The 24,887-nt window shown below is 63.0% G+C and carries 27 protein-coding genes and 1 pseudogene; 17 read left to right on the plus strand and 11 right to left on the minus strand.

The window, feature by feature from the left end; all coding sequences use genetic code 11:
- Window positions 1-212 precede the first annotated feature (212 nt).
- From ACTIIH_RS00960 to tpx, 7 genes are all read left to right on the plus strand, one after another.
- The gene (locus ACTIIH_RS00960; protein ID WP_441450084.1) at window positions 213-2,537 is read left to right on the plus strand and encodes an LPXTG cell wall anchor domain-containing protein; all 2,325 of its coding nucleotides are present in this window, start codon (window positions 213-215) and stop codon (window positions 2,535-2,537) included.
- A gap of 134 nt (window positions 2,538-2,671) precedes the next feature.
- Window positions 2,672-2,824: a hypothetical protein gene (locus ACTIIH_RS00965; protein WP_441450085.1), complete on the plus strand. Its 153-nt coding sequence runs from the start codon at window positions 2,672-2,674 to the stop codon at window positions 2,822-2,824.
- Window positions 2,825-2,929: 105 nt separating this feature from the next.
- Entirely contained in the window at window positions 2,930-3,748 is an 819-nt protein-coding gene (locus tag ACTIIH_RS00970) for a thioesterase family protein (protein WP_441450086.1), read from the plus strand.
- A 107-nt stretch (window positions 3,749-3,855) separates the two neighbouring features.
- A complete protein-coding gene (locus tag ACTIIH_RS00975; RefSeq protein WP_441450087.1) occupies window positions 3,856-4,227 on the plus strand; it encodes a VOC family protein in 372 nt (123 codons plus the stop codon).
- A 106-nt stretch (window positions 4,228-4,333) separates the two neighbouring features.
- Window positions 4,334-4,408, plus strand: a complete 75-nt coding sequence (locus ACTIIH_RS00980) for a mycothiol transferase (RefSeq protein ID WP_441450155.1) — start codon at window positions 4,334-4,336, stop codon at window positions 4,406-4,408.
- 44 nt (window positions 4,409-4,452) lie between these two features.
- A complete protein-coding gene (locus ACTIIH_RS00985) occupies window positions 4,453-5,460 on the plus strand; it encodes a DUF368 domain-containing protein (protein ID WP_441450088.1) in 1,008 nt (335 codons plus the stop codon).
- 134 nt (window positions 5,461-5,594) lie between these two features.
- Complete coding sequence (gene tpx / locus ACTIIH_RS00990) at window positions 5,595-6,095, plus strand: thiol peroxidase (protein WP_441450089.1); 501 nt, start codon at window positions 5,595-5,597, stop codon at window positions 6,093-6,095.
- A gap of 164 nt (window positions 6,096-6,259) precedes the next feature.
- Here the strand turns inward: tpx and ACTIIH_RS00995 are convergent, their stop codons facing one another.
- Window positions 6,260-6,976 (minus strand): PIG-L deacetylase family protein, encoded by a 717-nt coding sequence (locus ACTIIH_RS00995; RefSeq protein WP_441450090.1) that lies wholly within the window; start codon window positions 6,974-6,976, stop codon window positions 6,260-6,262.
- A gap of 275 nt (window positions 6,977-7,251) precedes the next feature.
- Here ACTIIH_RS00995 and ACTIIH_RS01000 point away from each other — a divergent pair, with 275 nt between their 5' ends.
- On the plus strand, window positions 7,252-7,743 hold the full coding sequence (locus ACTIIH_RS01000; protein WP_441450091.1) for a hypothetical protein: 492 nt from the start codon (window positions 7,252-7,254) through the stop codon (window positions 7,741-7,743).
- Here ACTIIH_RS01000 and ACTIIH_RS01005 read toward each other — a convergent pair.
- The 4 genes from ACTIIH_RS01005 to ACTIIH_RS01020 all read right to left on the minus strand — a co-directional run bounded on the left by ACTIIH_RS01005 (window position 7,713) and on the right by ACTIIH_RS01020 (window position 11,269).
- Window positions 7,713-8,948, minus strand: coding sequence for an FAD-dependent oxidoreductase (locus ACTIIH_RS01005; RefSeq protein WP_441450092.1), 1,236 nt, complete (start codon window positions 8,946-8,948; stop codon window positions 7,713-7,715). The two genes, ACTIIH_RS01000 and ACTIIH_RS01005, sit on opposite strands and share 31 nt — an antisense overlap.
- Before the next feature lie 90 nt (window positions 8,949-9,038).
- Complete coding sequence (locus tag ACTIIH_RS01010; RefSeq protein WP_441450093.1) at window positions 9,039-9,590, minus strand: hypothetical protein; 552 nt, start codon at window positions 9,588-9,590, stop codon at window positions 9,039-9,041.
- A 293-nt stretch (window positions 9,591-9,883) separates the two neighbouring features.
- Window positions 9,884-10,345, minus strand: a complete 462-nt coding sequence (locus tag ACTIIH_RS01015) for a hypothetical protein (RefSeq protein WP_441450094.1) — start codon at window positions 10,343-10,345, stop codon at window positions 9,884-9,886.
- A gap of 336 nt (window positions 10,346-10,681) precedes the next feature.
- Window positions 10,682-11,269, minus strand: a complete 588-nt coding sequence (locus ACTIIH_RS01020; RefSeq protein ID WP_441450095.1) for an HhH-GPD-type base excision DNA repair protein — start codon at window positions 11,267-11,269, stop codon at window positions 10,682-10,684.
- Between the two features lie 53 nt (window positions 11,270-11,322).
- Here ACTIIH_RS01020 and ACTIIH_RS01025 point away from each other — a divergent pair, with 53 nt between their 5' ends.
- From ACTIIH_RS01025 to ACTIIH_RS01050, 6 genes are all read left to right on the plus strand, one after another.
- The gene (locus tag ACTIIH_RS01025) at window positions 11,323-11,706 is read left to right on the plus strand and encodes a YchJ family protein (RefSeq protein WP_441450096.1); all 384 of its coding nucleotides are present in this window, start codon (window positions 11,323-11,325) and stop codon (window positions 11,704-11,706) included.
- Window positions 11,707-11,901: 195 nt separating this feature from the next.
- Window positions 11,902-12,381, plus strand: coding sequence for a DUF2087 domain-containing protein (locus ACTIIH_RS01030; RefSeq protein ID WP_441450097.1), 480 nt, complete (start codon window positions 11,902-11,904; stop codon window positions 12,379-12,381).
- 59 nt (window positions 12,382-12,440) lie between these two features.
- On the plus strand, window positions 12,441-12,944 hold the full coding sequence (locus ACTIIH_RS01035; protein WP_025778180.1) for a phosphoribosyltransferase: 504 nt from the start codon (window positions 12,441-12,443) through the stop codon (window positions 12,942-12,944).
- A 9-nt stretch (window positions 12,945-12,953) separates the two neighbouring features.
- A complete protein-coding gene (locus tag ACTIIH_RS01040) occupies window positions 12,954-14,255 on the plus strand; it encodes a carboxylesterase family protein (protein ID WP_441450098.1) in 1,302 nt (433 codons plus the stop codon).
- A gap of 89 nt (window positions 14,256-14,344) precedes the next feature.
- Window positions 14,345-15,454 carry a winged helix DNA-binding domain-containing protein gene (locus tag ACTIIH_RS01045; protein WP_441450099.1) on the plus strand — a complete coding sequence of 370 codons (1,110 nt, stop codon included), beginning with the start codon at window positions 14,345-14,347 and terminating at the stop codon, window positions 15,452-15,454.
- A gap of 20 nt (window positions 15,455-15,474) precedes the next feature.
- Window positions 15,475-16,524, plus strand: coding sequence for a diacylglycerol/lipid kinase family protein (locus tag ACTIIH_RS01050; protein WP_441450100.1), 1,050 nt, complete (start codon window positions 15,475-15,477; stop codon window positions 16,522-16,524).
- A 121-nt stretch (window positions 16,525-16,645) separates the two neighbouring features.
- Here ACTIIH_RS01050 and ACTIIH_RS01055 read toward each other — a convergent pair.
- From ACTIIH_RS01055 to pdxS, 3 genes and pseudogenes are all read right to left on the minus strand, one after another.
- A pseudogene (locus ACTIIH_RS01055) lies at window positions 16,646-17,065 on the minus strand (helicase HerA-like domain-containing protein); the annotation flags it as partial.
- Window positions 17,064-17,645, minus strand: coding sequence for a pyridoxal 5'-phosphate synthase glutaminase subunit PdxT (gene pdxT / locus ACTIIH_RS01060; protein WP_441450101.1), 582 nt, complete (start codon window positions 17,643-17,645; stop codon window positions 17,064-17,066). The pseudogene ACTIIH_RS01055 and the gene pdxT, both read right to left, overlap by 2 nt.
- Window positions 17,642-18,523 carry a pyridoxal 5'-phosphate synthase lyase subunit PdxS gene (gene pdxS / locus ACTIIH_RS01065; RefSeq protein ID WP_441450102.1) on the minus strand — a complete coding sequence of 294 codons (882 nt, stop codon included), beginning with the start codon at window positions 18,521-18,523 and terminating at the stop codon, window positions 17,642-17,644. Before pdxS ends, pdxT begins: the two co-directional genes overlap by 4 nt.
- Window positions 18,524-18,743: 220 nt before the next feature.
- Here pdxS and pdxR point away from each other — a divergent pair, with 220 nt between their 5' ends.
- Together pdxR and ACTIIH_RS01075 are read left to right on the plus strand one after the other, a co-directional pair.
- Complete coding sequence (pdxR, locus tag ACTIIH_RS01070) at window positions 18,744-20,138, plus strand: MocR-like pyridoxine biosynthesis transcription factor PdxR (protein ID WP_441450103.1); 1,395 nt, start codon at window positions 18,744-18,746, stop codon at window positions 20,136-20,138.
- Complete coding sequence (locus ACTIIH_RS01075) at window positions 20,135-20,524, plus strand: hypothetical protein (protein ID WP_441450104.1); 390 nt, start codon at window positions 20,135-20,137, stop codon at window positions 20,522-20,524. The genes pdxR and ACTIIH_RS01075 overlap by 4 nt, the downstream gene beginning before the upstream one ends.
- A 25-nt stretch (window positions 20,525-20,549) precedes the next feature.
- Here the strand turns inward: ACTIIH_RS01075 and ACTIIH_RS01080 are convergent, their stop codons facing one another.
- From ACTIIH_RS01080 to ACTIIH_RS01090, 3 genes are all read right to left on the minus strand, one after another.
- On the minus strand, window positions 20,550-21,194 hold the full coding sequence (locus ACTIIH_RS01080) for a 4'-phosphopantetheinyl transferase family protein (protein WP_441450105.1): 645 nt from the start codon (window positions 21,192-21,194) through the stop codon (window positions 20,550-20,552).
- Between the two features lie 3 nt (window positions 21,195-21,197).
- Window positions 21,198-21,656 carry a LapA family protein gene (locus tag ACTIIH_RS01085; protein WP_441090478.1) on the minus strand — a complete coding sequence of 153 codons (459 nt, stop codon included), beginning with the start codon at window positions 21,654-21,656 and terminating at the stop codon, window positions 21,198-21,200.
- 154 nt (window positions 21,657-21,810) lie between these two features.
- Window positions 21,811-24,039 carry an NADP-dependent isocitrate dehydrogenase gene (locus tag ACTIIH_RS01090; protein ID WP_441450106.1) on the minus strand — a complete coding sequence of 743 codons (2,229 nt, stop codon included), beginning with the start codon at window positions 24,037-24,039 and terminating at the stop codon, window positions 21,811-21,813.
- Window positions 24,040-24,196: 157 nt separating this feature from the next.
- Between ACTIIH_RS01090 and ACTIIH_RS01095 the strand changes: the two genes are divergently transcribed.
- Complete coding sequence (locus ACTIIH_RS01095; protein ID WP_173153758.1) at window positions 24,197-24,838, plus strand: thymidine kinase; 642 nt, start codon at window positions 24,197-24,199, stop codon at window positions 24,836-24,838.
- Window positions 24,839-24,887: the final 49 nt, after the last annotated feature.

Below are 24,887 nucleotides of genomic sequence, written 5' to 3' on the forward strand. Positions count from 1 at the left end.
CCGGTCTTCTGACCGGGGGCATCGTCGATTCATGGGGGAGTCTCGGTGGAGATAACAGCCAGGGGCCGTGTACATCTCCTGAAGTTTCGTACATTAAGTTCACAGTTTTGAACGTACTTTTTTGGTAGTACCTGAGTGTGGCCCGTAACCTTATCGTGACTTAGGTCATCAACTTGTGACATTGATCCCTCAGAACAGAGAGACAACAACTTATGCAGAAGAAACTCGTGCAGAGTTCGCTGGCCATGGCGGCGGCTGCGGCACTGGGACTCGGCGGCGCATTCGTCGCAGGGCCAGCGGCGGCTGATCAGCCAGAGGTGAAAGTCTCCAGCGAGAATGCTGTGCAGACTGCCGTCTATAAGAACCTCTCCGACAAGAACGGTGAATTGGCTCCCGAGCTCGGACGTTTCGGGGTCGATGGTGACCAACTCGTGGTTGGGGTCTCGAAGGAGACTGAAAAGGTCAAGGCTTTCTCATCCAGCTACGACAACGTCAAGGTTGTAGTTAACCCGAAATACGTTGAAGCTGAGCCACAGGCCGATACCGATCTGGTCGGCGGTGCCGGCTATCTGGTATCGGTTCCCTCCGACTCACAGATGATCTCCGGGTGCTCAACCGGATTTGCTGGTTGGGACGCTCAGGGCAACCAAGTGGTCCTGACTGCGGGACATTGCGCAGTTGACTCCACCAACGGTGCTCAGAACGAAATTCTTGATATGGAGCTTCCGTCTTCAGCAGATGCGGCAGACGGCGAAGGCTTCAAGCCAGCGGGCGTCGGGTCGATTGGCCATTGGGGATTCAATCAGTATGGATCCGACATCAACGACAATGGCACGGTTGCAGATGAAGACAAGGCAATCGACTTCGCCGTGATCAAGGTTGCCGATGGTTTCACTACCAAAGCTGAGGTAACCGATTGGACTTCGGCGGGAGAGAACGACCTCTCTGCTAGCACGGTGGACGTCACGAATGTCGGAGCGGCTGTTCCAGGCGATTCCATCGAGAAATCGGGGCGGACTACCGGCCATACCGAAGGCACCGTTCTCGACGACCCCAACGCATTTGATTATCAGAACATCGGTGGTAGGGCAGTCCACGGGTTCGAGGTCACCTCCGGGGAAGAGCCCTTCTCTGCTCCTGGTGATTCCGGCGGCGCTGTCTACCAGGGAAGCACCGCAGTGGGAGTGATCTCGGGCGGACCCCGTGATGACAGTCCCGAATACGGTCAGTGGTCGTGGGTGGCTGACCTCGAGAACTCGTTGGCCAAATCCGGTGAGTCGTTCACGCTCGACGGCCCGAGTGAAGAGCCGGAGGCTCCCTCAGCCCCGACGGTCGAGGACCAGACCATCGAGCCCAAGGGTGCGATCACTGGCAAGGCTGCGGCCGGTGCTGACGTGAAGGTCACTTGGACTGGTGCTGCGGAAGGCGAAGCCACCGCGAAAGCCGATGACAGCGGAAACTTCACTCTCGAAGGTCCCGAAGCAGAAGGTGACTACGATGCGAAGGCCGTTGCTACTGTCGACGGTCAGACCTCGGAGGCCGCTTCCTTCACTGTGACTGTCAAGGCATCGGATGATTCCGATGCCGGTGCTGCCGCCGACGGTGACGATTCGAACGCTGAAGCAGACGCCGACGGTAAGGATGCAGACGCCTCCGCTGCCGCCGACGGTGACGACGCCGACTCTTCCGCTGCCGCAGACGGCAAGGATGACGAAGCCGATTCCGACGCAGACGGTGACAAGAAGCCTGAGGCCCCGAAGGTCGGAGACCAGACAGTTGTCGAAGGTGGAAAGATCACCGGCAAGGCTGCTCTGAACGCCGAAGTGAATCTGACCTGGAAGCCTGTCGGCGATGCCCAGGCAGGTTCCGCTCAGGCTCAGGCCGCACCGGCTGAGGGCAGCGTTACGGTCAAGACCGATGCTGACGGAAACTTCTCCGCCGAAGCTCCGGCTGAGGCTGGCGACTACGCCTACTCCGCCACGGTCACCGCTAACGGGCAGACCTCGGATGCCACCAACTTTATGGTGACCGTCGAGGCTGAAGAAGCCCCGGCCGAGCGCAAGCTGACCGTCGAGCCGAAGGAGATCGCAGCTTCGGACTTCGTGAAGAAGGACAAGGGCGTTCAGATCACCGCTGAAGGCTTCGAAGAGGGCGAAAAGGTTACTCTCAAGGTTACCGGTGCGCCTGAGGGTATCGACGACTTCTCGATGGAAGAAACCGCTAACGCTGACGGAGTCGTCGGATTCTCGATCTACGGCACCAGCTCCTCGAACCCTGAGGCCTACCTCGGTAAGTACGACCTCGAGGTCACCGGCGCCAATGACACCGAAGACGAAGAAGTCCTCACCGGCTCCTTCCAGGTCGTTGCCGATGAAGACGGCAACGGCGGCGGCAACGATGATGGAAACGGCGACGGCGGTGGATCTGATCTGCCTCGCACCGGTGCCGAGCTGACCGGCCTCGCTGCCGGAGCCGGACTGCTCCTCGTCGGTGGAGCCGCAGTCGTTCTGACCATGCGTCGCAAGAAGAACAACTGAAACACACTCTGACAGTCACTCGTTGACTGAAAGAGCAATGGTGCCCCTGACCAGCTGGTCAGGGGCACCATTGCTGTACTTGAATCAGAGTCGAAGTTGGTTAGTCCCGAACCAACTGACGAAGGGCTCCAGACATGAGCCTTGAAGACGATTTATTCGACTACCAGGTCGCCAAATCCGGCATCTTCCTCATTCGCCGAGGCGGCCGCACCGTCATGGAGCTCGGCGGAAGGAACGCTGCCGCGCTCATCCCCAGACTCGGCCGAGATGACGATACTGACCAATAGCTGTTGGCACAGGCGACAGGTAACTATCGCCACGGCAATGAACGACAATATTGTCGGAATTGAATCTGGCTGGACGTTCGTTCAGTTGTTGGTACTGTATGTGATATGAGTCAATCGACCGTCAGTGAGTTCTCACAGGCCACCGCAGTCACCCGTCAAGGCGACCACAGCTTCACCGCCGAGCTCGACGCCGGCTGGAAAGTCGCCGGAGCCGTCAACGGAGGCTACCTCCTCGGAGTCGCCGGACAAGCACTGCGGGCCGTCCACCCGAGTACCCCGGACCCCCTCGTCATCTCCACCTTCTATCTCGGACCGAGCAGAGAAGGTCCGGTCGACATCACCACACGCACACTGCGCGAAGGCCGATCGACGGCGAGTTACGGCATCGAACTCTCCCAGAACGGGGCACCGACGATCTCTGCGATGGCCACCATGGGCAACCTCGGCGAGCTTCCCGACGATGTCGGCACGACAGCCGCGCCGCCCCAGCTGCCCCCACCGGAAGAATGCGTCGGTGTCGCCGAAGCCAGCGAGGACTTCAAGAAGGCGGCGCCGCTCATCCAACGGTTCGATATGCGCCTCGACCCGGCCACCGCAGGCTTCGCGGTCGGCAGACCCAGCGGGCGCGGAGTGCTGCAAGGCTGGATTCGGTTCATCGACGGTACCGACCCGGATCCTCTGTCCCTGTTGACGTTCCTCGATTCGTTTCCGCCGGTGATGTTCGACCTCGGTCGCTTCAACTGGGCGCCGACGATGGAACTGACCGCACACGTCCGCGCCCTGCCCGCTCCTGGCTGGATCAGCGCACGGCTGTCCACTCGGAACATCGCCGGCGGCATGTTCGAAGAGGACTGCGAACTGTGGGACTCGGCCGGTCGCCTCGTCGCTCAGTCGCGGCAGTTGGCGCGCCAGCCCCGCGGTTGACGTGACGATGACGGCGGACAACCGATGATGACGCCTTCGATGTGCCATGTCGGTGGGGTGTTCTAGAGTCGGGTCAACACCGATCCGACTGCGAAAGGACCGCGCTCATGGCGTCGCTGGCATCTTTGAGCATCACCTTCGACTGCCTCGATGTGGAAGCTCAATCGATCTTCTGGGCGGACCTCCTCGGCGCAGACATCCACCCCGGTGCCAACGAATTCGTTGCGAGCATCGGGGGAGTCCACACCAGCGAGTCACCGACCCCGGGAATGCTCTTCCTCAAGGTCGACGAACGGGCAGAGGGGAAGAACCCGCTGCACATCGACCTCGACGATCCTCACTATCCGGCGGACGTCGACCGTGCGGTCTCCTTGGGCGCACTTAAGCTCGCGTCTTTCGACGAATATGGGATCGAATGGACGACCTTGAGAGATCCCGAAGGAAACCTCTTCGACATCGGCCGGCGAAAACTAGAGTGAGCCTCACCCGCCTGGTTCGAGCATCAGGCCGTCTGCATGATCAGAGAGGTTCAGCATGTCCCTGCCGTTGACCGATCCGAGCAATGCCCCGAATGAACGATGAGGGATCGAAGGGTATGCCCGGCACGCGGGCCATGCGGACATCTTGCGCGAGGACATCGATGGTGAGATCGGCGACTGAGTCGTGGGCACTGAGCAGAGGGCGGATCAAATAGGCTGGGAGGTATGACGAACATCCCATCGACCGGAACCGACACTGCGCCGAAACGGTCCAAAGCACTCCTGCCGCTCGACCTGCTCCGCGGATTCCTTATCGGCAGCGCCGAACTCGTCCCCGGGGTCTCCGGCGGAACCATTGCCTTGGTCACCGGAGTCTACGACCAGCTGATCGATTCCGCAGCGCACGTCGTTGCCGCGGCGAAGACCTTGGTGACCGGCCCCAAGCGTGTCAGCGGAGCACTGGCAGAACTGCGGCGCACCGACTGGTTCCTCGTCGTCCCGGTTCTGTTGGGGATGGCCGTGGCCGTATTCACCATCGCCGGTGTCCTGGAATCCTTCGTGACCGGCAATCCCGAACTCTCCCGCGGACTGTTCTTCGGCCTCGTCGCCGCCAGCATTGCGGTGCCGTTGCGCATGCTGCCGGCACGCTCCTCGCGGCAACCGGCGCTCCTCGGCGTTCTGGCCTTCATCGTCGCTGCCGCTCTCGCATTCTTGATGACGGGTCTGGCCGGCGGGGCAGACGTGGAGAACCCACCGCTCATCGCTGTCTTCTTCGTCGCTTCGATCGCCATCTGCGCACTCGTGGTGCCAGGAGTGTCCGGATCATTCTTGCTGCTGGCAGTCGGCATGTACTCGACCACACTGCGCGCCGTGGACTCACGTGATTTCGGATACCTCGGAATCTTCCTGCTCGGCGCAGTCCTCGGCCTGGCGGTCTTCGTCAATCTCCTCAAATACTTCCTGCACAATCACCGGTGGTGGACACTCATCGTCATGGCAGGACTGATGTTCGGGTCCCTGCGCGCACTCTGGCCCTGGCAGTCATCTGCCGAGGTGGGCGCCGACGGCGAAGAGCACGGGGCGGGTGGACTGCTGGCTCCCGTCGACCCGGTTCTCGGCCCGATTCTGCTCGCCGTCCTCGGCGCGGCTGTTGTCGTCATCCTCATCGTCGTCGAGGCGAAATCTGCATCATCGAAGGATGAGGCCGGCGACGCCGATTCCTCCGTGGCGTGAGCATCGGTAAACCGGCACTCAGCTGGTCGAAGGGAGGTCGAGCCTCCGGTCCATGTTGATCGGGTTCGCCTCGGCGGCAACTCACGTAGAGTGAGAGTGACAGCAGTCAGCTTCGAAGAAGGAGAGAGTCAAGCATGGCCAACACAGCATTTCAGGGATCTCCGGTCAAGACCGTCGGCGACCTGCCCGCCAAGGGCGAACAGGCCCCGGCATTCACCCTCGTCGGCAACGACCTCGGCGATGTGAACTCCCAGGATCGCTCGGGCAAGCGCGTCGTGCTCAACATCTTCCCCAGCCTCGATACTGGCGTCTGCGCCGCCTCGGTGCGCAAATTCAACGAACTCGCCGCGGGTCTGGAGAACACCACCGTTCTCTGCGTGTCCAACGACCTTCCATTCGCCCAGGCTCGCTTCTGCGGCGCCGAGGGCATTGAGAACGTCGTCACGGCATCGGGATTCCGCAGCTCGTTCGGCAAGGACTTCGGCGTGACCATGGTCGATGGTCCGCTCGCTGGTCTGCTCGCACGGTCCGTCGTCGTCCTCGATGAGAAGGGCACCGTAACGTACACGCAGCTCGTCGACGAGATCACGACCGAACCCGACTACGATTCGGCAATCGCGGCTCTGGGAGCCTGATCTCCTCTTCGCGGGTCGGAACTTCGACCTGCGAATAGTGAACCGGGCGGGACTCACTCGTGCCCCGCCCGGTTCGTCTTCTGTCAGCAACGTGTGCCGATACGAGTCGTTGCCTCGTTTGCGAACATGCAGCGCATGCCAATAGCTGGCACATGCCGACGTGCTCACATGTCGATGACGGTGATCGGAAGGGCATAGTCGACGCCGGCGAGTTCTCCACCGCTCGTGGTGATTCCGGGAATCATGTCGTCCGGTGCCGGATGGTCGCTGAGTGCGTTCAAATACACCCTGTGCGCCTCGAGGGAGCGCACACCATGACTGACGTGCTCGGCCCTGAGTGCCACGGCGTGTGTGGGCTGTGCTCCGTTGATGAGCAGTCGATCCGCCTTCCACGCTTCGAGTCCCTCGTCCTTGAGATCGGTGAAGACCCAGGGATTGTCGGCATCGCGGATCGCATCGACGGTGGCGACGCCGGCATGGCGATGGTCGACATGATTGAGTCCCCACTGAACCTTGAGGTCGAAGGTTGTCACGACGACCGCGTTCGGTCGGAACTCACGAATTTTCCGCGCTATCGCCTTTCGCAGTTCGTGCGTGGGTTCCAGCAGTCCATCCTGGAAGTCGAGGATCTCCAGATCGTCGACGCCGACGATATTGCACGCCCGACGCTGCTCCTCCGCGCGCAGCGGTGCCACCTCCTCAGGGGGCATGTTCCGGATCCCCGCCTCCCCGCGGGTGAGCAGGAGATAGGCGACCTCCTTGCCCTCATCGGTCCATTTTGCCACTGCCGCGGAACCGCCGTATTCCATATCGTCGGGGTGCGCTACCACGCAGAGCACTCGGTTGATATCAGAGTCATCGAAAAGCGGGATCTCATTCATGATTCCAGGCTAGGCGGCAGCTCGCAGTTGCGCTAGAGAGCGGGGACGGGTCGGCGATTGGGTACGATATGGATGACCCACGGATCGAGTGAAGGCAGACGAAGATGAACAGACCACTCGTAGCGGTGACGCTGGTCCTGGGGCTGGTTCTCAGCGGGTGTTCGGCGTTCCGGGTCAGCAGCTCGGACGATGCGGGATCCAAGCCGGCAAACGTGGGGATCGGTGACGGTCAGTCTCCTTCGCCGACAGCAACCGGTCCGACGATTCCCGATGGCATGAGTGCGACCACTGTCGAACTGGGTGGACAGTGTCCCGTCGAAGTCAGCTTGGCCTTGAGCGCTGACTGGGCTGACGGGTCCGGATACGACGGATATCGACTCTATGAAACCGATTCCGGAGCGATCATCACGGTCAACTGTCTCGATGATGACGAGTCGACACCACAAGCATTGGTGGACAAGGCACGAGAGCGGATGTTCAGCACTTCGGGATCATCCATGGGCAGCGAGTCCACCGGTTCACTCATCGGGGGAGAATACTGGGTCTTTCATGGCACGCTGGCTCCCGACGATATGCGAGCAGTCGACAAGGAAGATTCAGTGATCTTCGGTACCGTTGCCGGAATATCCGTCGAGGGTCGGCTTTTCAAGGTCAGCGTCGACATGCTCGCGCAAGCCGATGACACCGAGGCGCAGGACCAGTTCCGACAGGTGCTGCCGACAGTTCGCCTCGACGATCAGGTGCTCGCAGCCCCAGACCTGCCTTGAGGCTGCCGACCGTCGGACATGCGTTTGAGCAGTTCCCGGGCCGCTATCCTTCCCGCTCTGGTAGCTCCGAGCGTGGAACTGGCCGATCCGTAGCCGACGAGAAACAGCCGCGGATCGTCTTTGACCGCGACCTCGGTGTCCATGGAGATCCCGCCATCCGGTGTGCGAAGACGCAGCGGTGCAAGGTGTTTGAGCGCCGCCCGGAACCCTGTACTCCAGAAGATCACGTCGACCTCTTCGTCTCGTGGTTCGTCGAATGGAGCCCATGACTCGGGCACTGCCAGATGGTCGCTGGCTGAAGGACCGAGACCCTCCGCCGAGGTCGGAAGTTCGGAGTCGCCGATTCCGGGGAAGTGGACACCGTGCGGAAGGATGCGGTCGAACATGCCGCGAGAGACCAGAATTCCCGAGTCGATTCCGTCTCGGAATTCGCGGCGGATCGGCAGACCTGTGGTTCGGACGACGCTGGCAGGCGCCATACCGGACAGTGTTCGCTCCCGGACGGCTCGTTCGACTTCGAGGCCCCACTGGCCGTCGAATTCTCTGGACGTGAAGTTCGGGGGACGGCGTGTGGCCCAGAGAGTGTCGGTCACCTCGGCGAGTTCGAGAAGAAACTGAGTGGCGGAGATCCCGCCGCCGACGACGAGTGTGCGCAGTCCCCGAAAGTCTTCGACGTCTCGGAAGTTCACGGTATGCAGCTGGTGGCCCTCGAACTCGGCGATGCCAGGGACGAAGGGGACGTATGGTTGGGTCCAGGTGCCGGTCGCGTTGATGAGAAAGTCGGTGGAGAGCGTCACCTGTCCGCCGTCGATGGTGGCAACGATGGTGAACCGTCCCTCTCCGGGTTCTTCGGACAGCACAGTCTCAACTTCAGCCGGGCGGATGACACAGAGTTCGAGCTCGCGTTCGAAGCGGGAGTAGTAGTCGGAGACGATCTCCGAGGCGGGGACGTTCGGGTCGGGACGTCCGAGAGGGAATCCGGGCAGGTCGGAGATGTGGTTGGTGGTGCCCAAGGTCAGGGAGTCCCACCGTTCGCGCCAGGCTCCACCAGGTCCGTCTCCGGCATCGAGGATGATGAAGTCTTTGCCCGGTGCGAGGCCGTCGCGCCAGAGATAATGTGCTGCGGACAGCCCGGCTTGACCCGCGCCGATGATGACGATCGGCCAATGAGAATCGATCAGGAGCTCGTTGATTCGGCACACCATGTGACCATTGTTCCAGGTTACTGTCGTCGAGGTCTCACTGCCCACACGTATTCGATGTTCTGATCAATTCCGGCCGACGTTCTCAGGGCATCATCGAGCAGATCTGGCGCAGTCTGGCCCGCGAGGATTGGAATAGCAGTCTTCGTCGACGAGGTAGCGGTGATAACGGTAGACCTCGATGGCGATGTCGTTGCTGGCGACGTGAGCGAATCCGTCGATAGGAAGCCAGGGGCCACCGTCGACGGAGAATTCTCCGCTGAATGTTGCAGTCATCGAAGCCGACACTTTGCCCGATTCTTGGTATTCGTGTCCGATCTGTGGGGCGTTGCCAGGCAACGGCTTCGCACCCTTCGCGGTGGTCGTCGTGCCCGATCCATCTCCGAAGTCCCAGTTGAAGCGCTCTGGGGTGACTTTGACTTTGACGGCATAGGTCAGCAGTGTCATGTCGATATAGCTGACATCGGTGTCCGTCCAGAAGGCGGCCGGTTTGCCGACGACGGCCCAATCCTTTGGCCAGGCGTAGATTGTGGGTGCCGGAATGTCGAAGTTCTGAAACTGCGATTCCGGGATGTGAGTCGGTGGATCGGGCCGAGCCGGAGCACCTCCGCCACCGCCTCCACCGCCGGGGCCGGGTTCGCTCACGCACAGATAGCCGACCTCTTCCGTCGGACAGTCAGGCAGTCCACCTCCGCCGGCTCCGCCTCCGGAGCCGCCGCCGCCATTGCCGCCTCCGCCAGAGCCTCCACCCCCGGAGCCTCCGCCACCGCCAGAGCCGCCCCCGCCGGGAGGAGGTTGGGGTGCAGGCGGCTTGACTGCCTCGCAGCCACTTGTGTCTCCAATGGTGCAAGCCGGTGCTGCCACTGCCGCGTTCGGAATCGTGAGCAAGCAGATAGCGATGAACGCAAAAATAAGAACAGAGTGGGAAGCTACTTTGGCTAGCAACGTCGTTCCCAGAGATTTTGCTGGTTGACTTTCCAGCTCCCATCCTTCTGCTGAATCGTGTGTTGCATCGTCACTTTTCCGTCGGGGTTCGAAGTCGGTGACTGCCCTGCAGGGGTCATCCTCCATTTCGACGTGTCAACACAAAAATTCACTTTCACCGTTGCTGGTTCCGCTGAATCCTCTGATCTGGCGACTTCAAATATTTCGACCTTCAACGGCGCTATTTGGCCTTCAAACGTAGCCTCATCCGACGTTACAGTTTTGGCTTCAGACTGAATTGATTTCAAGGCTTCACCTGACGCGAACTGGGGAAAATTGTCCGCTGCCCCGGACTTCCCTGAATATGCTTCGTTGATAGCTTGAATGAAATCATCGAACGCCACCAACGCGCCCTCGACGGCCTTCTTCTCATCTTTATTGAGGTCGAGGTCGGTTTCGTAGTCGGGGATGGCCACCTCGGCGGCGTCATCAGTCGACGCTCCGTCCGGCTGCTGAGCGGGCAGAGTCGACGTCGGTGCGGCTACCGGGGAATTATCGGAGCAGCCGACGACCGAGACCAAACTCAGCGCGCAGAATACGGCAACGAATACTTGGGCAGGTCGACGATACGGTTGGGACGATCCAGTTCTCATTCCACGCCTCTGTGGTCTGTAACTGCGGCGCGACCCGGTCGGTCGACGCCCGGATTCCCTACATTATTCGACAGGCACGCTTTTTAGAACAGGCGAAGTCGAATCTGTGGATAACTCACGTCCGAGTGCGTGGAAGTACGCGACTCTGGGCGACCAACGCTATTTGTTTGCAGCCTTTGCGGCCTTGGCCGCAGTCTTCTGCTGCTTCTTGAAGGCGCGCACCTCTTGCAGAGTGACGTCATCGCGGACATCGGCGATCGAACGGCGGGCATCTGCGTCGCCGTAGTCACCAGCGGCTTTCTGCCAGCCTTCGGCCTGAAGTTCGAACTGCTTGCCGAGCAGGGCCAGGAAGATCTTGGCCTTCTGATCACCGAAACCGGGCAGCTTCTTCAGACGTTTGAGCACCTCAGCGCCGCTGGGATCACCCTCAGTCCAGATCGCCTCGGGATTCCCGTCGTAGTCGTCGATGATGGCTGCCGCGAGCTTCTGCACACGTCCGGCCATCGACTTCGGGAACCGGTGGACTGCGGGAGTCTGGGCGAAGATGTCGAGGAAGTCATCCGGGTTCATCTCGGCGATCTCGTCGATGTCGAGCTTGCCCAGTCGTTCAGCGAGCTTGGCCGGACCCGCGAAGGCACTCTCCATGGTCACCTGCTGATCAAGCAGCATTCCGACGAGCAGGGCGAAGCGGTCTTCGGCCAACAGCGCATCGGCCTTCGGGTCTCCAGACAGGAACAGTGAAGTCATGCCCCCATCTTCGCACGCCTGCCCCTGCTGTCCACGCCCGATATCATCGACAGATGACCTGCCCCTGCTCCGGAATGCCTCCGGGTACCGACTACGACGACTGCTGCCGACCAGCCCTCGACGGCGAAACGTGGCCCACCACCGCCGAGGCGCTCATGCGCTCCCGCTACACCGCCTTCGTCCGCGGCAACGAAGACCACCTCTTCCGCACCTGGCACGCCAAAAACCGACCCGACGATGTCGGCGTCGATGACGCGACCACATGGCTCGGCCTCGAAATCATGTCCACGACGGGTGGGGGAATCGATGATGCCACCGGCACCGTGCACTTCCGTGCGCGATTCCGGGACCACCTCGGCGATCATGTCCTCGAAGAGAACTCCTCCTTCGTCCGCCGAGCCGGACGGTGGATGTACGTCGAAGCGCTCGAGAGCTGACAACCGGCATCCGCTTCGACCACCGACCACTGTGTCTATACTGGTGTTCGGCGCATCCAACGCCCAGCCGAGGTCGTGTTCCCAGCACACCGACCGCATGGCGAAGGGGAGAGAATCCTCGGACGAAACCGGCACGGTGATTTCCTGACCAGGTTTCGTGCTGGGGGAGACTTGGTCGCCACAGGAAGTGACACCATGACCAAGGACAAGGATTTCAAGAAGCTCGTTCGCACGCGGATGACCGAAACCGGTGAGAATTACACCACGGCCCGCACCGCGCTGGTCGCCGCGAACCAGGGGCCAGGATCCGACAGAGGTTCCCGCACCGAATCCGTCATCGACCCGGAGATCGCGCGGTTTCGAGCGAAGACACTGAGAACGTTCATGCCCGACGGCCGCCTCGTTGCCGTTCCGACGAAACGCCGCGCCCTCGTGCTCGTCCTCCTCGAAGTCCTCGCCGCCCTTGAACCGGATCGGGTCTACGACGAGAAACGGCTCAATGCCATCCTCAGTGATTTCCATCCGGACTTCGCCCTGCTGCGGCGTGAACTCATCGACTACCGGCTGCTCGAACGCAATGCCCACACCGGCGAATACTGGGTCAACCCGAACCCGCCGGCTCATACCGGCTCACAAGCCCAGGAAATGGCCGGGTTCGAGGTATTTCTGCGCTGAACCGGCGACGGCGTATCCTTGAAGCTCGAACCACAAACGGGCAGACACGAGGAGCATCCATGGCCTACCACGCCGATTCGACCGATCTCGACGAAAAAGAGATTCTCAGCTGGGACATGTTCGGCCGGTCGGCGCGGGAAATGGCGCAGACCATCGCGGATTCCGACTACGATCCCGAGATCGTCATCGCCGTGGCCCGCGGTGGACTGCTGCCCGCCGGAGCACTGGCCTATGCGCTGGGGCTCAAGCTCTCCGACGCCATCAACGTCGAGTTTTACACCGACGTCCACGAGACCCTGCCCGACCCGATCCTGCTCGCCCCGATGCTCGACATCGAAGCGATCAAGGGCAAGAAGCTGCTCGTCGTCGACGACGTCGCCGACTCCGGACGCACCCTGGCTCTCGTCCTCGAACTGCTGCGCAAACACGGCGCGGAAGCCCAGTCGGCCGTCATCTATGCGAAGTCCGCGTCGATCATCGACCCGGACTTCGTGTGGAAGCGCACCGATCAGTGGATCGTCTTCCCCTGGTCGGCCGAGCCTCCGGTCGAACCCAGCAAGTAAGCTGACCGTATGGAGGAGACACGGGACATCGCGGCCCCGTGCGGGCGCGTGCGCGCATATGTCAGCGAAGATGTGATCCGTGCACGAGGCATCCGCTATGCCCGCGCAGGTCGTTTCCTCCCTCCCGTCGATGAACCTCCGGTCGACGTCATCGACGGCGGTCAACCGGGCCCGGCCAGCCCGCAGCTGCGCCGCGACCCGAACGCCGGAATGACCTTCGACCAACTCGGTGGGCTTCCCATCAGCGAAGACTGTCTGCGCGTGAGCGTGACCATGCCGAAGGGCTCCGCCACCGAGGCGGGACTTCCCGTCCTCGTCTGGATCCACGGCGGAGCCTACGTCGCCGGTGCCGGAGACGCGGAGATCTACGATCCGCACGCCCTGGCCGCCGAACAGAACATCATCGTCGTCTCCGTGACCTACCGCCTCGGAGTCCTCGGATACCTCGGAACCGGGCGAGACGAACACCTCAACCTCGGAGTCCTCGATCAGATCTCCGCCCTGCGCTGGGTGCAGAGGAACATCTCCGCCTTCGGAGGTAACCCGGACAATGTCACGGTCGCCGGACAGAGCGCCGGAGCAGACGCCTGCGCTCACCTCATGATCGCCGACGGCACCGCAGGGCTCTTCCGCCGGGTGCTCATGGCCTCAGCTCCCTTGGGACTGGCCGGCGGCACGGATGCAATGAACTGGGCGATGGGGAAAGTCGCCCAGAAGATCGACCCGGCAGCCAGCATCGATGACATTCTCAGAGCGCAGGAGGAAGTGCACAAGGCCGCCCTCGTCGGTGGCCTGCACGCCGGAATGTGCTTCGGAGTCCGCTACGGCCGGTACCCGCTGCCATCACGAACGAAGGCAGCCGAGGCCTGGGCCGCAGTCGCCCCGAAATTCGACGTGCTCATGACCCGCACGGAACGCGAAATCGCCTTCTTCGCCGGCTTCGTTCCCGCGCTGCGTCGCCTCCACGACCGCCCGCTGACCTCCCCGATGCTCGAATCCCTTATCTCCGGCGTCACGGCGGCGGTCTATACCCGGGCCGGACGCGAATTCTATGACCGCCACCGGATGTCCGGCGGTCAGGGCGCCCGCCTGCTCATCGTCTCCCGCGGGGACGGCAGCTTCTTCGACGCCGCCCACTCCGGAGACCTGCCGCTGATCTTCCCCGGCGAGATCTGGCACGACTCCTTCCTCGACTACGGTGCGACCACTGATATCGCCGGTCCCGAGCTGCGCCGGATCTGGGGAGAGTTCGCCACCTCGGGCAGCCTGCCGCGCGTGCGGGTGCCCGGACTCATCGACATCATGGGCTGACCTGTTCGACTTTGCGATCACCGTCCTGCATCCCCGGTTTGACGTCTTTTCGCAACCGCCATGTCACCGGCGTGCACTAACGTTGGACCATGGACGCACATCAGATCTCGGCAGCCCGGCTGATCTCGCAGGGACTCATCGGACCTCCACCTCAGTCACCGACAGGATCCGAACTCTCACCTGCCGGAGCCGTCGTCGAGCATCTCGGCTGCGTTCAAGCCCAAGCCCTCGGGGGAGCACTGGCCTCCGTCGCCCTGCGCTCAGGACCGGATGTCACTGACGGTGTGGCTGCCGTCCGAGCCGCCATCGATTCGGGAGAGATCGTGCGTTCCTGGACCCAACGCGGCACCATCCACCTGACCACGGCCAAGGACATCGGATGGATCCTCGGCCTGACCGGGGCACGGACCATGAAATCCACGGCCAAGCGGCGTGAGCACTTCGGCATCACCGACGCGATGCTCGATCAGGCGGCGGAACTCGCCACAGCGGCCATCCGGGATCGGGGACCGCTGACGCGCGACGAACTGCTCGACGCATTCGCTCCCATCGGCGCCGGAGACGAATACGGCCACGCCCGGTACCTCATCACGTCCCTGGCGCTGCAGAACATCATCGTCCAAGCCCCCATGATCGAGGGCAAGGACGACATGAAATACGTGCTCACCGCCGATTGGGTGCCCACACCCACAGACCTGGACGCCGAGGCGGCCGACCGCGAATGGATGAGACGCTTCGTCACCAGCCACGGCCCGGTCACGGTCGACGACGCGACACGCTGGACGGGACTGCCGAAGACGAGGATGAGAAGGGCCATTCAGGCCGGAATCGTTGCCGGTGAGATTGTGAGCTCCGACATCGACGGCACCGACTACGCGCACGCACCGGATCTGGAGGACCGGCTGGCCGAATGGGAGACTGCGGCGCAGGAGACCATGTTGCTGCCGGGATTCGACGAGATCATCCTCGGGTACAAGGATCGCAGCGCCACTGTCGACCCTGCCCACGAAAGACTCGTTGTTCCCGGAGGCAACGGAATGTTCAAGAACACAGTTCTGACCGGCACGCGTGCGCGCGCCACGTGGAAGCGATCACCCCGCAAGACCGGTCCGCGAGTCATTGTCGACACATTCCCAGGGGAGAGAGTTGACCTGGAGGCTGTCGACTCGGTGAGTGCAACACATCCGGCCTTCGTCTGAGAACGCAGAGACGACCGACGATGGACGAACTCCACTCGACACGCACACCGTTGGCCGGCCAGATGGCCGCGGCTGACCGACCGGGATCGAGACCGAAGAGCATCGCCGTCGGGATCATCCTCAACCCCAAACACCCGGCGACCCTGCGGGCGTATGCCGAGCTCGTGCCGGAACTGCGCAATGTCGGCGCACAGTACCGAAGCATGACCACCAGCGTCGAACGCTCCGGTCGGTGGCAGGCCGAACAGCTCATCGCGTGGGGAGCCGACACCGTCATCCTCCTCGGTGGTGACGGCACCATCCGAGCGACGGCGGCGGTGCTCGCCGAGGCAGGGACTCCCACATTCCTCGTCCCGACCGGGACCGCGAACGTGCTCAGCCGCCATATCGGCCTCCGATCCTCCCGGCACGCCATCGACCATTGCATGCGCACGATCGCATCGATCATCCGTGCCGGCGATCCGCCGAACCTCCGGAACGTTCCGATCAATACTGCCGATTTCCAGACGGCTGATTGCGCTCGACATCGCACCGAGTTCATCAGTCTCGCAGGAATCGGGGGAGACGCCCGGGCCGTCGCCCACCACCATGCCTCGCTCGGGCTGCTCGGCTATGCGTGGGGAGCCGCGCGGGCCCTCTTCGCCGCAGATTTCACCGCGAGCACGGCAGACACCGCAAGCACACGGGAGGGAACCGCTGGCGCAGAGGAAGGAATCGCCTCGGGACAGGTGTGGTCGGTGATGGTCTCGAAGGTGACCCGGCCTGCAGGACCCATCGCCGTGTTCCCCGAAGCGCGGATCGGTGCTCAGACCTTCTCCATGCTCACCGTCGGTCCGTTCCCGCACTCACCCATGGCGCGGTGCCGACCCTGGGCAGGAATCGCCGCGGCATGCCTGCAGGGCAGACCGGACACCCACCCGCTCATGAACTATCGCCGCACGACCGAGACGACGGTCACCGTCGAGTCACCGGTACCGGCACAACTCGACGGAGACCTCATCGGCGACTGCCTGGAACTGCGGGTGAGCGCCGGCGAGAAGACACTGCGGGTATCAGCGCCGGCGTCGTGAGGTGCCGAAGATTCCGCGTGCGATCTCGCGTGCCGCGGTCCTTGTGAACTGTTTGAACGCCGAGGACTTCACCACCTGGGAAAACAGGTTCTCGTCGTCCTTCTTCGCCGACTTCTTCCCGGATGCCGACGCCCTTCGAGCGGATGAGCCGCACGGTCTGCGTCACCGACTGGAGGAAGGCCTTCGACGGGCCGGCGAAGAGCAGGTGGGCTTCGTCGAAGAAGAACACAAGCGAGGGCTTGTCCGGGTCGCCGACCTCCGGCAGGTCCTGGAACAGGTCGGCCAGCAGCCACATGATGAACGTGGAGAACAGGGCCGGCGACTGACTGAGTTTCTGCAGTTCGAGCACAGAGACGATTCCGGCACCGTTGTCGTCGGTGCGCAGCAGATCAGCGGTGTCGAATTCCGGTTCGCCGAAAAACACGTCGCCGCCCTGGGCCGCGAGTTCGGAGATCTTGCGCAGGATGACGCCGACGGTGGCCTTCGACGCCCCGCCGAAGCCTTCGAGATCGGCTTTTCCCTCGTCGGAGTTGAGGAATTTACACAGCAGCACCGAGGTGATGGAGGAATTCTGCATGGATCCGCAGGTCCGTGCCCAGCTCAGGATGGAAGCTGGCTCCCCACACCGAACCCTGCCGAACGAGGACGGGCACATCGTCATGACGGGCGAGCACCTCGGTGTCGGGCCCGAGTTCGAGGATCTGCGGGGCCCGAATGAATGTGCCCTCGACCGGTTCGTCCAGCCCACGTACAGCCAGCGGAGCGGTGAAGGACTCGCGTTGTCGACCGTAGGCGTTACGGGCCACGGTGACATCCAGGCCGCCGAGGCGGTCGTATCCGCCCAGCGAATCGTCGCTGAGCCGGTCGGCCAGGAGAATGAGCCCAGCACACGTGCCGAAGACCGGCAGACCGCCTGACATGCGTTCGCGCAGTTTCGCGAAAAGATCCGTGCCGGCGGCGATGCGCACCATGGCCGTGGACTCTCCGCCGGGCAGAGTCAGCGCATCGAGGCCGGCGAGGTGTTCGGACTTGGTGACCTTGAGGGTGTCGACCCCCAGGGAGCCGAGCATGAGCAGATGCTCACGGAAGGCTCCCTGGAGGGCGAGGACGCCGACTCTCACCAGCCGCGCTCGGCCAGGCGGTGCGGTGCGGGGACATCGGCGACGTTGATGCCGACCATCGCATCGCCGAGCCCACGTGAGGCCCTGGCCACTGCGTCCGAGTCGTCGAAGTGCGTGGTCGCCTCGACGATGGCCTTCGCACGGGCCTCCGGGTTGCCGGACTTGAAGATGCCGGAGCCGACGAAGACGCCGTCGGCACCGAGCTGCATCATCATCGCCGCATCTGCCGGGGTGGCGATGCCGCCGGCGACGAAGGTCACGACCGGCAGACGGCCGAGGCTGGCGACCTGCTTGACCAGATGGTACGGAGCGGCGATCTCCTTGGCTGCGACGTAGAGCTCGTCTTCGCTCTTCGCCCCCAGCGCACGGATCTCGGAGTTGATGGTACGCAGGTGGCGCATCGCCTCCGAGACGTCGCCGGTGCCCGCTTCGCCTTTCGAACGGATCATCGATGCGCCCTCCTGGATGCGGCGCAGTGCCTCACCGAGGTTGGTCGCACCACAGACGAACGGCACTGTGAAGACGGACTTATCGATGTGGTTGACATAGTCGGCAGGGGAGAGGACCTCGGATTCGTCGATGTAGTCGACACCGAGGGTCTCAAGTATCTGGGCCTCGACGAAGTGTCCGATGCGGGCCTTGGCCATCACCGGGATGGATACGGCGCCGATGATCGAGTCGATGAGGTCAGGGTCGCTCATCCGAGCGACCCCACCCTGTGCGCGGATGTCGGCGGGGACGCGTTCGAGTGCCATCACGGCGGAGGCTCCCGCCGCCTCGGCGATGCGTGCCTGCTCTTCGTTGACGACGTCCATGATGACGCCGCCCTTGAGCATCTGAGCCAGTCCGGTGTTGAGCAGGGTCTGTGTTTCGGTCATTGTGGTGTAGATCCATTCACTGTCGCGGAGCCGATCCGGGTTGACGCAGGGAGCAGGCCAGAGCGTTATCTGTCTGCTGCCAGGGAGTCGGAGGGATCGTGATTCTTCGGGGGTGAACGGCCGTTCCCGACCAGCCTAAACCGATGAGTGGCACAACAAGAGAGCCAGAAACATGGAAGTATTTTAGGCCAGAATCAAAAGGTCGCCCTATCATCGACTCATGGTCACGAAGTCACAGGACGGCACTCAGGCAGAGGGCATCGCTCTGCCGGTAATCGTCGACAAGAGTCTGCCGGCTCCGCTGCCTGACCAGGTCACTCAGGAGCTGCGGCGTCTGATCTCGAACGGGACTCTGCGGCCCGGGGATGCGGTGCCGTCGAGCCGTCGGTTGGCCAAGCATCTCGGAATCTCTCGCGGCAGTGTGGAGACAGCGTATGCGCAGCTCGCTGTGGAGGGGTTCCTCATCGCCGCCGAACGATCGGCCACGCGGATCAATCCCGACCTGCCCGCCGCCTCGACGACGGTGGGTCCCAGGCATCGAGTTCCGGACTCGCCGAGGCGGCGCCTGCGCAACTATGTCGATCTGCGCCCGGGGTTCGGCGGTGACGATCCCCTGCGCGAACCGGCCTTTCGGCGGGCCTGGAGGGAATCGCTCGACCTCGACCCGGGTCCGATCGATCCCTTGGGCCAGCCCCGTGCCCGGTGGGCGATCGCCGACTATCTGCGGCTGACGCGCGGAATGGCCGTCGATCCGGACGAGATCATCCTCACCAGCGGGTCTCGCGACGGTCTGCGTCTGCTGCTGAGCGTCGGCGTCTCCGGCTCCATCGCCGTGGAGAATCCCGGTTTCCCTGGTCTGCGTCAGGCGATGACCGACCAGCATCTCGTACCCCTGGACTCGGTCGGCTCCTCGTCGGCACAGGCCGATGTGGCTGCGGCCGTCGTGACACCGAATCACCAGTTCCCGCACGGAACACCGATGCCGGTCGATCAGCGTGCCCGCCTGCTCGACTGGGCGGCGCGGGGTGATGCGCTCCTCATCGAGGACGACTACGACAGTGAGGCACGGTTCACCCGCACCGTGCTGCCGACCCTCTTCGATCTCGCCTCATCGACCGGCAGCAGCGCGCAGGTCATCCACATCGGCACCTTCTCTGCCCTGCTGACCTCGGCCGTATCGACCGGGTACGTCATCGCTCGCGGACCGATCTCGGAGGAGCTCATGAGCCTGCGCGCGGCACTCGGGCCGGCTTACTCGCCGATTCTGCAGATGGCCATCGCCTCCTACCTCGGCTCCGGTGGGCTGCGTCGTCGCATCTCCCGGGGACGGCGGAGACTCCGGGCCGCCGAGGAGGTCGTGTCCGAAGTCGGTCCGATCCCCGGGCTGGTCCACGAGGGACGCACGCTCGTCATCGAAACGTCTCAGGAACAGGCCGCGACACTGCTGCGTGAGCTGGCCGAGCGCGGCATCCTCGTCGCCTCATTGGCCCGCGGCTGGACCGGCGGCGATGAAGTCAGGCACGGTCTGGTCATCGCGCATTCGAATGTCGAGGCAGCTGTGCTGCGGGAGGCCTTGGGAGAGATGAAGACCCTCTTGAGTAGGATTCAGTCATGAGGAATTCCGGATTTGCAGTCGACGGCATCATCAAGCTGTTACTGGCCGTGGCCGGCTTCATCTTCCTCGGCGGACTCGAGGACTTCTTCCTCGCCCCACGCTGGCTGGTCATCACCGCTCTGGTGCTGCTCTTCCTCAGCGCGGCCACCCAGATCTCCTATGCCGTGACCAAGGGGGAGAGGCGCTATCTGAAGTTCCCGATGGTCTTCGACGCCCTTCTCATCGTCGCGGTTGTCGTCGGCCTCATCCTCGCCGCTGCCAGCAACCCTGCTGGGGCCTGGATCCTCTTCGGACTGGTCGGAATAGGCTCGTTGGCCATCGCCGTGGTCTTCACGACCGGCGAGAACGGCCCGTCCTTCAGCGAAGAAGAGCCGCAGAACCCCTGACCGCCAGTTGCGAAGGGTGACGAGCTCAGCGGTTGAACGCGACGGCCGCGATATGACCGTCCGGAATGCCGTCGGCGAGATCGTGGATGTCGACATCAGGGTGCGGTGAGTTCGGGTGCGGCCCGGCACCGATGTAGTCGAGACCCGGGTCGCGAGCCAGGCCGGTGCTCAGTGCTTTGAGGAAGGCTTCGGTCCGCGCCCACACGCGGACGAAACCGGCAGCGAAGTCGTCGTCGGGAAGCTCGTCGAGTTCAGCCCGTTCTCTTTCGTGAAGCAGCTGCATCGCCTCGAGCGCGACCCCGCGCTCGGGGATCGGTTCGATGTCGAGTCCGACCGGATCGTCGGAGACGGCGATGAGGACGAGGCGACGAGACCGGGACACCGAGAACTCGCACTCGTCGTGACGCGGTTTGCCCGCTGAATCGAGGCGGATCTCGATCGCAGCGGGATCCTGATCCAGATGCGCTCCGAGGACGTGGCGGAGGACGACACGACCGGCAGACCAGGTGGCGGCCGCCTCGGCGCCGAATTCCTGCGCATAGTTGCGTTCCTGGTCGGTGAGCACGGAATCGTCATCGCGTGCCCACGCCGCCTCCGCCGAGGTATCGGCGAGGACGAGGGTGACGGGAAGGTCTGTGCGCAGTTCGGTGAAGCTGGGGTGGTGCGCCATCGATCAGCGGCCCAGGGCCTTGTTGATCTTCTTCAGTTTGCGGCCCAGGACGAAGATCCGCACCGAACCGATGATCCCGGCGATGAGGATGCCCCCGATCGCAGCGAAGAGCATGGCCACGCCCAGGGGCAGTTCGAACTGCCAGCCGAAGTACTTGAACTCGGCCGGAACGTTGTTCTGCAGAATGAAGATGAGCAGCAGGACGACGATGACGGCGCCGAGGATGAGGGAGATCCACATGCCCGCCGACATTCCTGACCCCGCCTTCGTCGACGGCAGCTCACCGGTGTGTCCCGCCGGAGGCTGCGTCTGTTCATGCTGCTCGTGCGGGGACATCTCCCGAGTCTTATCCACCGCAGCGGTCTCGCCCGTCGAGGGAGTATCACTGCCGAGGACTGAATCGGTTTCGGCCAGGAGCTCTTCGGGCGTCTGCGAATCGCCACGCGGGTCTTGAGTGCTCATGCGCCCCATCATAACTGCTGATAGGGCGGTGAGGTCAGGAACAGAGAAGGAGAGTTCAGGAACGACAGAACGAGCCCCGGCAGATGACTGCCGGGACTCGTTCTGTCGTTCCTATCGGACGATCAGATGATCACCCGATGACTCGTCCAGTCGATCAGACGGTCTTGCTCAGCGAGGAGATGATCTCATTGAGCGTGGCCGAAGGGCGCATGACGGCTTCGGTCTTCGCATCGTTCGGGTAGTAGTAGCCGCCCAGGTCGACCGGGCTGCCCTGAACCTCGAGGAGCTCGGTCACGATGGCGTCCTCCTTCTCAGCCAGTGCCTTCGCCACCGGTGCGATGGCCTCGGCCAGAGCTTCGTCCGCGGTCTGCTCGGCCAGCTGCTGCGCCCAGTACAGAGTGAGGTAGAAATGGCTGCCGCGGTTGTCGATCTCGCCGACCTTGCGCGACGGCGACTTGTTCTCTTCGAGGAACTTGCCGGTCGCGGCGTCAAGGGTGTCGGCCAGCACGCCGGCCCGCTCGTTTCCGTGGACGTTGAACTCGTGACGGAAGGACTCTGCCAGGGCGAGGAACTCACCGAGGGAGTCCCAGCGCAGGTGGTTCTCCTCGACGAGCTGCTGAACGTGCTTCGGAGCCGAGCCGCCGGCACCGGTCTCGAACAGTCCGCCGCCCGCGATGAGCGGAACGACGGAGAGCATCTTCGCCGAGGTGCCGAGCTCGAGGATCGGGAACAGGTCGGTGTTGTAGTCGCGGAGGACGTTGCCGGTCACCGAGATGGTGTCCTTGCCCTCGCGGATGCGGTCGATGGAGAACTGGGTGGCCTCCACCGGGTTCATGATGCGGATGTCCAGGCCCTCGGTGTCGTGGTCACGCAGGTACTCCTCGACCTTCGACTTGATGTTGCGGTCGTGGGCGCGGGTCTCGTCGAGCCAGAACACAGCCGGAGTCTCGGACAGGCGGGCCCGGGTGACGGCAAGCTTGACCCAGTCGCGGACGGGGATGTCCTTCGTCTGGCAGGCGCGCCAGATGTCACCGGCAGCGACCTCGTGGCTCATGAGCACATCGCCGGCGGAGTTGACGACCTCGACGGTTCCGGCCTCCGGGATCTCGAAGGTCTTGTCGTGGCTGCCGTACTCTTCGGCCTTCTGCGCCATGAGACCGACATTGGGCACGGTGCCCATGGTCCGCGGGTCGAAGGCGCCCTTGGCCTGGCAGTCCTCGATGACGGTCTGGTAGACGCCGGCGTAGGAGGAGTCGGGGATGACGGCCAGGGTGTCCTGGGTCCGGTCATCCTTGTTCCACATCTTGCCGCCGACGCGGATCATCGCCGGCATAGAGGCATCGACGATGACGTCGGAGGGCACGTGGAGGTTCGTGATGCCCTTGTGCGAGTTGACCATGGCCAGGTCGGGCCCGTCGGCCAGTCCCTTCTCGATTCCGGCCTTGACTCCGGCGGCTGCGTCGGCAGGCAGGGTGTCGAGCCCGGCGAGGATGGCGGCCAGTCCGTTGTCGGAGGTCAGTCCCGCCTCGGCGAGGACGTCACCGTACTCGGCGAAGACGTCGGGGAAGAATGCCTCGATGACCTTGCCGAAGAGGATGGGGTCGGAGACCTTCATCATCGTGGCCTTGAGGTGGACGGAGAAGAGGACGCCGTCGGCCTTGGCCGCGGCGATCTGGTCCTTGACGAATTCGTCGAGGGCGGCGGCATTCATCTTCGTCGAATCGACGATCTCACCGGCCAGAACGGGCAGGGACTCCTTGAGGACCGTCGTCTCTCCCGCGGTGGTGCGCAGTCGGATCGACAGAGTGTCATCGGCGTCGATGATCACGGACTTCTCGTTGTCGCGGAAGTCGTCCGAGCCCATGGTGGCGACGCGGGTCTTCGAGTCCTTGGACCATTCGCCCATCGAATGCGGGTGGGCCTTGGCGAAGTTCTTCACGGCCTGCGGAGCACGACGGTCGGAGTTGCCCTCACGCAGAACCGGGTTGACGGCCGAACCCTTGACCTTGTCATAGCGTGCCCGGACGTCCTTCTCCTCATCGGTCGAAGGCTCTTCCGGGTAGGCGGGCAGGTCGTAGCCCTGGGACTGCAGTTCGGTGATCGCCGCCTTCAGCTGCGGGACGGAAGCCGAGATGTTGGGCAGCTTGATGATGTTGGCATCGGGGGTCTTGGCGAGATCCCCCAGCTCCGCGAGTGCGTCGCCGACCTGCTGGTCCTGAGGCAGACGGTCGTTGAACTGGGCCAGCACGCGTGCGGCGAGAGAGATGTCCCTGGTCTCAACCTCGACACCGGCCGACGTGGCGAAGGCTTCGATGATCGGTTTGAGCGAATACGTCGCCAGAAGCGGCGCTTCATCCGTGCGCGTGTAAATGATTTTAGCCATAGTTAAGGACCACTCCGCATCTTCTTGGGGTTTATCGCCCTCCATCCTACCTTCTGGGCCATTTCGGTAGGCGGCCCCGCCCGATGATGGTGCTCACATCTCCAGGAGGCACCCGGTAGTCTTCTGTGTCGGCACGGACAACAGAAAGAGGACGACAGTGGCCAAACTCTACTTCCGGTACGGGGCGATGAATTCCGGCAAGTCGACCGCTCTTCTGCAAGCGGCCTTCAACTACGAGGAACGCGGCCAGCGCGTGCTGCTGGCCAAGCCGCTGATCGACACCAAGGGCGCATCTCAGATCGTGTCCCGATTGGGCGTCACCCGTGAGGTCGACTTCGTCATCCCCGCCGACGGCGACGTCGAGCGGATCTACGCCGAACATGCCGACTACGTCGACCACGATGCTCTCATCGAGTCCATCGACGCCCCGAAGATCCCGGTCGCCTGTCTGCTCATCGACGAAGCGCAGTTCCTCAGCCCCGTCCAAGTGGATTCGCTCATGCGGATCGCCACCACCGCCTCGGTGCCGGTGATGTGCTACGGAATCCGCACGGACTTCCAGACGAAGGCGTTCCCCGGTTCAGCGCGGCTGCTCGAGATCGCCCACACCCTCGAAGAGCTCAAGACGATCTGCCGCTGCGGTCGCAAGGCGATGTTCAACGGCCGTCTCGTCGACGGAGCGTTCATCTTCGACGGCGATCAGGTCGCCATCGACGGCAATTCCGTGACCTACGAGTCGCTGTGCCCGAGCTGTTATCTCGAGTACTCCGGCGGTAGGCTGTCAACGACAGACTCCTAACCGATCCCGACGCAGCTTCCCCGTCGAATCCAGTTCGTCGATTTCCGTC

Origin of the sequence: Brevibacterium sp., assembly GCF_052105255.1 — a bacterium.
Lineage (GTDB): Bacteria > Actinomycetota > Actinomycetes > Actinomycetales > Brevibacteriaceae > Brevibacterium > Brevibacterium linens_B.

Coding starts and splice junctions, on each gene's coding strand:
- ACTIIH_RS00960 (WP_441450084.1), top strand. CDS start 213: ATGCAGAAGAAACTCGTGCAGAGTTCGCTGGCCATGGCGGCGGCTGCG.
- ACTIIH_RS00965 (WP_441450085.1), top strand. CDS start 2,672: ATGAGCCTTGAAGACGATTTATTCGACTACCAGGTCGCCAAATCCGGC.
- ACTIIH_RS00970 (WP_441450086.1), top strand. CDS start 2,930: ATGAGTCAATCGACCGTCAGTGAGTTCTCACAGGCCACCGCAGTCACC.
- ACTIIH_RS00975 (WP_441450087.1), top strand. CDS start 3,856: ATGGCGTCGCTGGCATCTTTGAGCATCACCTTCGACTGCCTCGATGTG.
- ACTIIH_RS00985 (WP_441450088.1), top strand. CDS start 4,453: ATGACGAACATCCCATCGACCGGAACCGACACTGCGCCGAAACGGTCC.
- tpx (WP_441450089.1), top strand. CDS start 5,595: ATGGCCAACACAGCATTTCAGGGATCTCCGGTCAAGACCGTCGGCGAC.
- ACTIIH_RS00995 (WP_441450090.1), bottom strand. CDS start 6,976: ATGAATGAGATCCCGCTTTTCGATGACTCTGATATCAACCGAGTGCTC.
- ACTIIH_RS01000 (WP_441450091.1), top strand. CDS start 7,252: ATGAGTGCGACCACTGTCGAACTGGGTGGACAGTGTCCCGTCGAAGTC.
- ACTIIH_RS01005 (WP_441450092.1), bottom strand. CDS start 8,948: ATGGTGTGCCGAATCAACGAGCTCCTGATCGATTCTCATTGGCCGATC.
- ACTIIH_RS01020 (WP_441450095.1), bottom strand. CDS start 11,269: ATGACTTCACTGTTCCTGTCTGGAGACCCGAAGGCCGATGCGCTGTTG.
- ACTIIH_RS01025 (WP_441450096.1), top strand. CDS start 11,323: ATGACCTGCCCCTGCTCCGGAATGCCTCCGGGTACCGACTACGACGAC.
- ACTIIH_RS01030 (WP_441450097.1), top strand. CDS start 11,902: ATGACCAAGGACAAGGATTTCAAGAAGCTCGTTCGCACGCGGATGACC.
- ACTIIH_RS01035 (WP_025778180.1), top strand. CDS start 12,441: ATGGCCTACCACGCCGATTCGACCGATCTCGACGAAAAAGAGATTCTC.
- ACTIIH_RS01040 (WP_441450098.1), top strand. CDS start 12,954: ATGGAGGAGACACGGGACATCGCGGCCCCGTGCGGGCGCGTGCGCGCA.
- ACTIIH_RS01045 (WP_441450099.1), top strand. CDS start 14,345: ATGGACGCACATCAGATCTCGGCAGCCCGGCTGATCTCGCAGGGACTC.
- ACTIIH_RS01050 (WP_441450100.1), top strand. CDS start 15,475: ATGGACGAACTCCACTCGACACGCACACCGTTGGCCGGCCAGATGGCC.
- pdxS (WP_441450102.1), bottom strand. CDS start 18,523: ATGACCGAAACACAGACCCTGCTCAACACCGGACTGGCTCAGATGCTC.
- pdxR (WP_441450103.1), top strand. CDS start 18,744: ATGGTCACGAAGTCACAGGACGGCACTCAGGCAGAGGGCATCGCTCTG.
- ACTIIH_RS01075 (WP_441450104.1), top strand. CDS start 20,135: ATGAGGAATTCCGGATTTGCAGTCGACGGCATCATCAAGCTGTTACTG.
- ACTIIH_RS01080 (WP_441450105.1), bottom strand. CDS start 21,194: ATGGCGCACCACCCCAGCTTCACCGAACTGCGCACAGACCTTCCCGTC.
- ACTIIH_RS01085 (WP_441090478.1), bottom strand. CDS start 21,656: ATGAGCACTCAAGACCCGCGTGGCGATTCGCAGACGCCCGAAGAGCTC.
- ACTIIH_RS01090 (WP_441450106.1), bottom strand. CDS start 24,039: ATGGCTAAAATCATTTACACGCGCACGGATGAAGCGCCGCTTCTGGCG.